General features: G+C 56.7%; 11 protein-coding genes. 10 read left to right on the forward strand and 1 reads right to left on the reverse strand.

Going from position 1 to position 6,665, the window contains the following annotated elements; translation table 11 throughout:
- The first annotated feature begins 82 nt into the window (after positions 1–82).
- From Q1A71_RS22545 to Q1A71_RS22585, 9 genes are all read left to right on the forward strand, one after another.
- Entirely contained in the window at positions 83–982 is a 900-nt protein-coding gene (locus Q1A71_RS22545) for an AraC family transcriptional regulator (protein ID WP_299682251.1), read from the forward strand.
- Between the two features lie 107 nt (positions 983–1,089).
- Complete coding sequence (locus Q1A71_RS22550; protein WP_299682254.1) at positions 1,090–1,380, forward strand: antibiotic biosynthesis monooxygenase; 291 nt, start codon at positions 1,090–1,092, stop codon at positions 1,378–1,380.
- A gap of 17 nt (positions 1,381–1,397) precedes the next feature.
- Complete coding sequence (locus tag Q1A71_RS22555) at positions 1,398–1,709, forward strand: hypothetical protein (RefSeq protein WP_299682256.1); 312 nt, start codon at positions 1,398–1,400, stop codon at positions 1,707–1,709.
- Between the two features lie 4 nt (positions 1,710–1,713).
- Positions 1,714–2,172 (forward strand): hypothetical protein, encoded by a 459-nt coding sequence (locus Q1A71_RS22560; RefSeq protein ID WP_299682259.1) that lies wholly within the window; start codon positions 1,714–1,716, stop codon positions 2,170–2,172.
- On the forward strand, positions 2,169–2,615 hold the full coding sequence (locus tag Q1A71_RS22565; protein WP_299682262.1) for a DUF3995 domain-containing protein: 447 nt from the start codon (positions 2,169–2,171) through the stop codon (positions 2,613–2,615). The genes Q1A71_RS22560 and Q1A71_RS22565 overlap by 4 nt, the downstream gene beginning before the upstream one ends.
- Position 2,616: 1 nt before the next feature.
- Positions 2,617–2,991, forward strand: a complete 375-nt coding sequence (locus Q1A71_RS22570) for a hypothetical protein (protein WP_299682265.1) — start codon at positions 2,617–2,619, stop codon at positions 2,989–2,991.
- Positions 2,991–3,380: a hypothetical protein gene (locus Q1A71_RS22575; RefSeq protein WP_299682268.1), complete on the forward strand. Its 390-nt coding sequence runs from the start codon at positions 2,991–2,993 to the stop codon at positions 3,378–3,380. Before Q1A71_RS22570 ends, Q1A71_RS22575 begins: the two co-directional genes overlap by 1 nt.
- Positions 3,377–3,874 (forward strand): DUF2867 domain-containing protein, encoded by a 498-nt coding sequence (locus Q1A71_RS22580; protein WP_299682270.1) that lies wholly within the window; start codon positions 3,377–3,379, stop codon positions 3,872–3,874. The genes Q1A71_RS22575 and Q1A71_RS22580 overlap by 4 nt, the downstream gene beginning before the upstream one ends.
- Entirely contained in the window at positions 3,865–4,533 is a 669-nt protein-coding gene (locus Q1A71_RS22585; protein ID WP_299682273.1) for a LysE family translocator, read from the forward strand. The genes Q1A71_RS22580 and Q1A71_RS22585 overlap by 10 nt, the downstream gene beginning before the upstream one ends.
- On the opposite strand, the gene Q1A71_RS22590 is transcribed toward Q1A71_RS22585, so the two are convergent.
- Positions 4,530–5,552, reverse strand: coding sequence for an alpha/beta hydrolase fold domain-containing protein (locus Q1A71_RS22590; protein ID WP_299682276.1), 1,023 nt, complete (start codon positions 5,550–5,552; stop codon positions 4,530–4,532). The two genes, Q1A71_RS22585 and Q1A71_RS22590, sit on opposite strands and share 4 nt — an antisense overlap.
- A gap of 718 nt (positions 5,553–6,270) precedes the next feature.
- Here Q1A71_RS22590 and Q1A71_RS22595 point away from each other — a divergent pair.
- A complete protein-coding gene (locus Q1A71_RS22595) occupies positions 6,271–6,534 on the forward strand; it encodes a hypothetical protein (protein ID WP_299682279.1) in 264 nt (87 codons plus the stop codon).
- The last annotated feature ends 131 nt before the right edge of the window (positions 6,535–6,665 follow it).

Below are 6,665 nucleotides of genomic sequence, written 5' to 3' on the forward strand. Positions count from 1 at the left end.
CTTTTCTGGCGCCACTCAACCAGTTGTTCCAAACCATAACTTGAGTTATGTTTTTTGCAAATAGACGACTGAGGCAGCGATAATGGCTCACCAAACGCCTCCGCTAACATCAAATTCTGATATCCTTCTGATCCCGGAAGGCTTGCACCAGTTCGCGGGTGCGCGCGCGGTCATGACGAGCGGGCGGGCGGGGATATTCCACAAGCTCTTGGATCAGAATGCCTTTGGTACAGAGTTCTTCTCAAACGCGCCCTGCCTGGCCTATGTCTTGCAGGGCAGCGAGACATTCTTTGATGCAGAGGGCGCGGAGACGACGGTTCATCCAGGTGATACGCTACTGGTGCCACGGCATCATCACATGATCTCCGACTTCTCGAGCGCTGACGGACCGCTGGAAGCCTACCTTTTCTTTTTCAGCGATGCTGTGATTGGGGAATATCTGTCTGCGACGGCCAAGGGTGCAACGACTGCTCCGGACAGCAAAACAGCGCTGTTTGCGGGCTGCCCGTCGCTGCGCGAATATGTCGATGCGCTACCCAGAGTCTATGACGACCTGAATGTGCCACCCACATTGGTAAAGGCCAAACTCTTAGAATTGCTCCTGCTCCTGCATCTGCACGACAAAGGTGGACAGCTTCACGCTTTTCTGGTTCACGAAAACACCCATCGTGCGCGCCGGAACATCAAGCAAGTCATGCGGGCGCATGCACTGGCCGATTTGTCGATTGCGGACTATGCGACGCTCTCAGGGCGGTCCGTTTCTGCTTTTCAAAGAGACTTCAAGAGAGAGTTCGGCGAAACGCCAAGCGTTTGGCTGCGCCGTGCCCGGCTTGAACATGCCGACGACAAAGTGGTCAACAGCCAGGACACCATCGCCGATATTGCCCTAGCGGCCGGGTTCGCGGATACGTCGCATTTCATCAAGGCCTACAAGAGCCTGTTCAACGAAACGCCGAAGCAGCGCCGTTTGCATCTGGCGTGACGGCTGGATCGAAACTGACGCAAAATCCCGATTTCTAATCTCGGCTTTCTATCCCGAAACGCGTCCTTTGGCGAAAGTGTCTCCAACTTGTCAAAGGAGATTCGACAATGACGATCTGGGTCACGCTGGAAATGACAGTGCAAGACGGTGCGTTTGAGGCGCTGTCGGCCTTCCTGCAGGAAAACCTACCGAATGTACGGGGCTTTGCAGGGGCCCTGAGCGTCACTCTGTACCACGATCCGGCCACGCGCGCCTTTTTGATCCATGAAGAATGGCTGAGCCGTGAGCACCATAAAGCCTACCTCGCCTTTATCGAAGAACGCGGGGTTATGGCGGCACTTCTGGGGTTTATGGAAGGGCCACCAAAGGTGACATATTACGATCGGATGGTGATGTGATCGTGCTCGGGAATGGAATGACCCGCCGTACCTTTGTCGCCGCAGTTCCGGCCTTGGGGCTGGCGTCGCCGCTTGCGGCTTGGCCGCTGGTGTCTTCGCCTTCGACGACAAAACCCGTTCTGCATGTTGCCCATGTTGGCTCCGCCGCAGAAGCGAAGGAGAGGATCGACGCGGTCCGGCACGCGCCGGGATGCATGCGGGCCGACGTGTTTGCAGCAAGCGATGGCCGGTTCGCGATCTTCCAAACCTGGGTGTCGGAAAGTGCGGCAGCACGTTTCAACGGGGAAGGCATGAAGTCGACACCTGCATTAGAACGGTTTGAGTTCTGATCCCGTGCTGCGCAAAGTTCAACTTTGTCACGACTACGCGTTCCCGCCACAAGCCGTGTGGCATGTGGCGACGGATTTGGACCATCTAAAGACCGTGACGGAGGGCCTTTTGGCCTTCCGTGACCTCCCATCCGGGCGGATCATCGAAGGCCAGACGCTTGACGTTCAGGTGACACTGCTCGGTCTGCTCCCTTATCAGCCTTACCGTATGCAGGTGCTGCACTTTGACGATACGCAAATGAGTTTTGCGTCTGAAGAACAGGGCGTCGGCGTCAAGGTTTGGAGGCACAGCCTTCAGGTTTTCCCAACAAGCACGGGCGCACAAATCCGCGAAGCGATTGAAATCGACGCCGGATGGAAAACGCCGCTCTTTGTGGCTTGGGCACGGTTCATGTACCGCCGCAGGCATCCGCGCCGCGTGAACATCCTGAAACACCTCAAGGACAACGGAGGGCCAAGATGACCTTCCTCGCCCTGATCACCGCCGGGATCCTTTGGCCAATCGCGGGTTTGCACATGCTTTGGGCCTTCGGGAACCCTTGGCCGTTCGAGTCCGAGGATGACCTCGCAAAATCCGTGGGCGGACCGTCGCTTGATCATGACATCGGCGTCGCTGCAAAGTTCATCATTACGGTTATCGCCGCTGGCGCGATCTGGGTCGCGGGCCTTCTGCCGCTGATGCAAACCGGTGTGTTGCCAAGTCCATTTGGCGAGATTGTCCTTTATTGGCTGCTGGTCCTTCAAACCGCAGTGTTCCTGATCAGGGGAGCACTCGGCTATATCGACCTTGTGCCAGCCAGCGCGCATGAACCCTTCCGCACCTACAACCGCCGCTATTTCAGCCCGCTGATCATCTCGCTGGGCCTGTTTTGCGCGGCCATTCTCATCTTTTCCGTGGAGACCTGACATGCTCATCAGCGCCGCCATTTTGTTGGTTGCCGTATCGCTCATGCATTCGGTGCTGGGGGGCATCAACCTCATCAACCCAATCTGTCGACGCGATGACCTGCCCATCATTCTTGGCAGCCGCCGGAATACCGTTTTGACGTTACAGTTCGGGTGGCACTTCCTGTCTTTCTTCTGGGTGGCACTCGCGGCTCTCTTGGTCCTGCTCCATGCTCGGCCTGACCGTTTTTTGGAAGACTTCCTGATGGGCGGCGCGGGCCTGTTCATAGCGAGTGGCTTGATCGCGCTCATTGCCGGGCGCGGGCGCCATCTGTCGTGGGTTTTTTTCTTCCCAATCGGTGGTCTGCTCTGCGCCGCGCTGGCAGGGATTGGATGATGGCCTGGGGCATGCCAAAGATACGGGCAGCCCAGCTTTGCGGGGGTGTCTTTGCAGTCCTTGGCCTGGTCTTGCTCTTCACCCCACACGTAGTGCCAGCTGTTTTTGACCTCGAAAGCGCCGTCAGCACTGAGATCATCGCAAGACGTGCGGGCATCCTGTTTGCCGGACTCGCCTACCTGTCCCTCTCAACGGCGGTGCATCCGCGAAACGCCACAAAAGATAGGATCGACCAAGCGATTGCCCTCTTGCTTATGGGATTGGCGATCCTTGGGGCTGTCGAGTGGATCAACGGTAGGGTTGGCTTAGGGGTCTGGCTTGCCATGGGCACCGAGATCCTGCTCGCTGGCCTCCTTCTGACAGCAAGGGAAGAAAGGCAGGGCCAATGAAACTTATAAGGGTCAAACCGTCCCCGCTGCCGCCCGAGAGTGCACTGTGGCCGCGGGTTGGACCGCAGGACTTCTTGGATTGTTTCACGGTGCGCGCAAACACCACACCGCGCGTCGCCGCCGAGATCATCACGGACTTTCCCAGATGGGCGCAGGGGCTGCTGCATATCCGCCGGATCCTGGTAACCCCATTTGGATTGTCGCATGACGGCCCAAAGGCAACCGACAAGGTCGGGCCGTTCCCCGTTGAGAGCGAGACGGATCAAGAATTAATTGCTGGCTTCAACGACAAGCACCTCGACTTTCGCGTCTCTGTCACCGCAAAAGATGGGTGCGTGTCGCTCGCAACATGGGTGCATGTGCACAATGCTGGCGGACGACTGTACCTCACTGCAATCCTGCCATTTCACGTTTTGATCGCCCGCGATGCCTTGCGCCGTGTGGCGGTGGCAACTCAAAAGATCGACCCAAGAAAGAGAACCACATGGACTTAAGCGCACTCGCCCTTTTCGCGGTAACAGAATTCGTTCTATCGCTCACACCCGGCCCTGCTGTCCTGCTCGTCATGAGCCTGTCGATGCGCAGCGGGTTTCGCGAAGGCTTCATGGCGACGCTTGGAATTCTAGCGACAAACGCCGTGTTCTTCACCCTGTCGGCTCTCGGTGTTGGTGCGCTGATCATCGCCAGTGCTACGCTGTTCAACATCGTGAAATTGGTTGGGGCCGCCTACCTCGTCTATCTCGGAATTAGGATGGTTTGGCCGCTCCTCCGCAAAGGTTGGCGGTCCCCGGACCCTATGTCGTCAACGGCGTTTCAATCGCTCAATGCACCGGTGCATTCCAAAACAACAACCGGCGCGCGCGCCTTTTGGAAAGGCTTTGCATTGCAAGCATCAAACCCCAAGAACATTGCTTTCTTCGTCGCCATTCTCCCCCAGTTCATTGATCCGACTGGAAACGTTCCTTTGCAGCTTGTGGTGCTGGGAGTGGTGTCCGTTCTGATCGAATTACCCATCCTGTTGTTCTACGCAGCAGCATTCACACTCTCGGCCCAAATCATGAAGGATCGTGTCATCACATGGATCGAAGCGATCGGTGGCGGGATATTGGTGGTTTTAGGCGTAGCCCTGGCACGGTCCGGCCGCGAAGCCTAGTCATTTGGACTGCCCTTTTCTGCACCCGCAGACGCAAATCTGTCTGTTGTGATGCGCGTCACGTTCGCCAGCGGATGGAGTGCCTCGCCATGAACAGCGGCACGAATGCGCGCAAGCGCTTGGGAAGAGGACGAAAACATGCTGTCATAGGCTTGGAAGTCGTGCGACATGTCATCCCAAAGATCGAGCATGACGTCTGCTCCGTTCTCCACTTGTATGCGGGCAAATTCCAAGGCCGGATCGCGAAAGATCTCTCGCCCACCGGCTTGCAGATAAATCGGCGCAAGGCCCGAATAGTTTTTGAAAATCGGCGACAAAGCTTCGCGCCCGTACCTACCATCCGGATCAAGCCATTCACCGAATTTGAGCGCCATCCATCCCTGCACAAGATCAAAGTGGTCGTTAGTGCGCATGCTGTCGCCACGTTCCGCATTGTCGACCCAAGGACACAGCGCGATGCAAAGAGCCGGCTGATCCCTGTCGCTGTTCCCAAGATCGTCAAGCAGCATCAGAGCAAGATGCGCTCCTGCACTGTCGCCAATCACAACGACTTTCTCTGGCACAACAGAATCCGACAAAATGTCCCACGCCGCTTTTGCATCTTCGATTTGCGCGGGGTGCGGGTGCTCTGGCGTGCGCCGGTAGTTCGGCATCCACAGACGAGCACCCGTATGATGCGCCAACATGGCGGCGAAGCGCTCCGCATTCGGGCCGCCAAAGGTGTAACCGCCCCCATGGAAGTAAAGAAGCACGCGATCTGTCGTGATGGTTTTCGGAGTGACCCACAAGCCGTCGGGCTTGGTATCCATTTCGACTTCGTAGATATCGTCAGTCAGTGTTTGAAGGCTGTTGTAAATCGCCCGTCCTGTGCGGATGTCTGGGTGTGTCATGGCTGTGGTGAATTGATGCCGCCAGAACCGAATGCCAATCTCCATATTCGCATCCCAATCCGGCGCGATCTTTTTCCCAATGGCGTGTCTTGCGTAGACCGAGGTGGCTATCTTGTTCAAAGCGGCCATGCTGCGGATGCTGTGGCGCAGAGGCCCGTGAAAACGTATTTTTGGCATGTACAGTCTCTCGAAGTGTCTCGATGCAACTTGCCGGGGCAGAAGGGCGAAAAATAGAACGATGACGACACTTCAAATGGCCGTAGGCGCAAATGAAATGGCTCCCCACGCTCGGATCTTGTTTCCACCGCTGGAGCTCGCGAGCTGTTTCGCATTCGCGATTGTCCGTGATACGCGGGGACGGACGCTGAGTAGGACAGACCGTCTGAATTACTTTCCTGCGTCACCACTCGTCACACTCACCGTTGTTCTGGATGACCAGATCCATATGGCAAATACGCTCTGTGACTTCGAAGCTCTGAGGTTATCCGATCCTCGACCGCGGGTCTTTGTTTCATTGCCGCAGCCCGGCCCGATTGTCAGTTGGAGCCCCGGTGCGGTCCGCGCGGTGACTATAGGTTTTTTCCCGGACGCATGGCGTAAAATGGGAGGTGCACTGGACGGAACCGATCTCCCCAGAGCTATTGAGGCAGCAGCGGACGCCTTTCTTTCTGCAGAGGATGTAGACGCGGGATGGGCCGGCTTTTGCCGGTTGCTCGCTGAGGTTTGGAAAGGGGACAAAACGGATATGAGCTTGTCACAGTGGAATGGAGGGGCTCGGCTGACGGATTGGGTCCGCCACGTCCTGCTTCAATCTGCAATGAGCGGACCTGGACGGAGTGTTCGCGCTATGGAACGTCGCCTAAAGCGCTGGACAGGTCATAGCAAACAAGCGCTCGAGTTTTTTGCTCAAGTCGATCATCTGCATGGACTGGCGCACCAAGCACAAAACCAGACGGCTGCAGAGATAGCCTACGACGGTGCCTATAGCGATCAGGCTCACATGGGGCGCGCCGTCAAACGCGCAACCGGATTTTCGCCGGTGAGGTTAAACAAGCACATCGAACATGAAGAAGCGTTTTGGTGCTATCGGCTCTTGGGCGAGAGATTTTGATAGGCGGAAATCAGGACACCCATCCCAGCAACGATCACGAGACCTACGTCTAAGGTCCTGTGTGGATAGCCCCTGCATAGCAAGACATTTCTGAGTTGATTGCGCATTGGTCAGAAGCAGACGTGTGTCCG

Source organism: uncultured Roseobacter sp., from assembly GCF_947493125.1.
Taxonomy (GTDB): domain Bacteria; phylum Pseudomonadota; class Alphaproteobacteria; order Rhodobacterales; family Rhodobacteraceae; genus Roseobacter.

Excerpts from the sequence above, each read along its gene's own strand:
- Q1A71_RS22580 (WP_299682270.1), top strand. The coding sequence starts at position 3,377 with ATGAAACTTATAAGGGTCAAACCGTCCCCGCTGCCGCCCGAGAGTGCA.
- Q1A71_RS22590 (WP_299682276.1), bottom strand. The coding sequence starts at position 5,552 with ATGGCCGCTTTGAACAAGATAGCCACCTCGGTCTACGCAAGACACGCC.
- Q1A71_RS22565 (WP_299682262.1), top strand. The coding sequence starts at position 2,169 with ATGACCTTCCTCGCCCTGATCACCGCCGGGATCCTTTGGCCAATCGCG.
- Q1A71_RS22585 (WP_299682273.1), top strand. The coding sequence starts at position 3,865 with ATGGACTTAAGCGCACTCGCCCTTTTCGCGGTAACAGAATTCGTTCTA.
- Q1A71_RS22570 (WP_299682265.1), top strand. The coding sequence starts at position 2,617 with ATGCTCATCAGCGCCGCCATTTTGTTGGTTGCCGTATCGCTCATGCAT.
- Q1A71_RS22550 (WP_299682254.1), top strand. The coding sequence starts at position 1,090 with ATGACGATCTGGGTCACGCTGGAAATGACAGTGCAAGACGGTGCGTTT.
- Q1A71_RS22545 (WP_299682251.1), top strand. The coding sequence starts at position 83 with ATGGCTCACCAAACGCCTCCGCTAACATCAAATTCTGATATCCTTCTG.
- Q1A71_RS22555 (WP_299682256.1), top strand. The coding sequence starts at position 1,398 with ATGACCCGCCGTACCTTTGTCGCCGCAGTTCCGGCCTTGGGGCTGGCG.
- Q1A71_RS22575 (WP_299682268.1), top strand. The coding sequence starts at position 2,991 with ATGGCCTGGGGCATGCCAAAGATACGGGCAGCCCAGCTTTGCGGGGGT.
- Q1A71_RS22595 (WP_299682279.1), top strand. The coding sequence starts at position 6,271 with ATGGAACGTCGCCTAAAGCGCTGGACAGGTCATAGCAAACAAGCGCTC.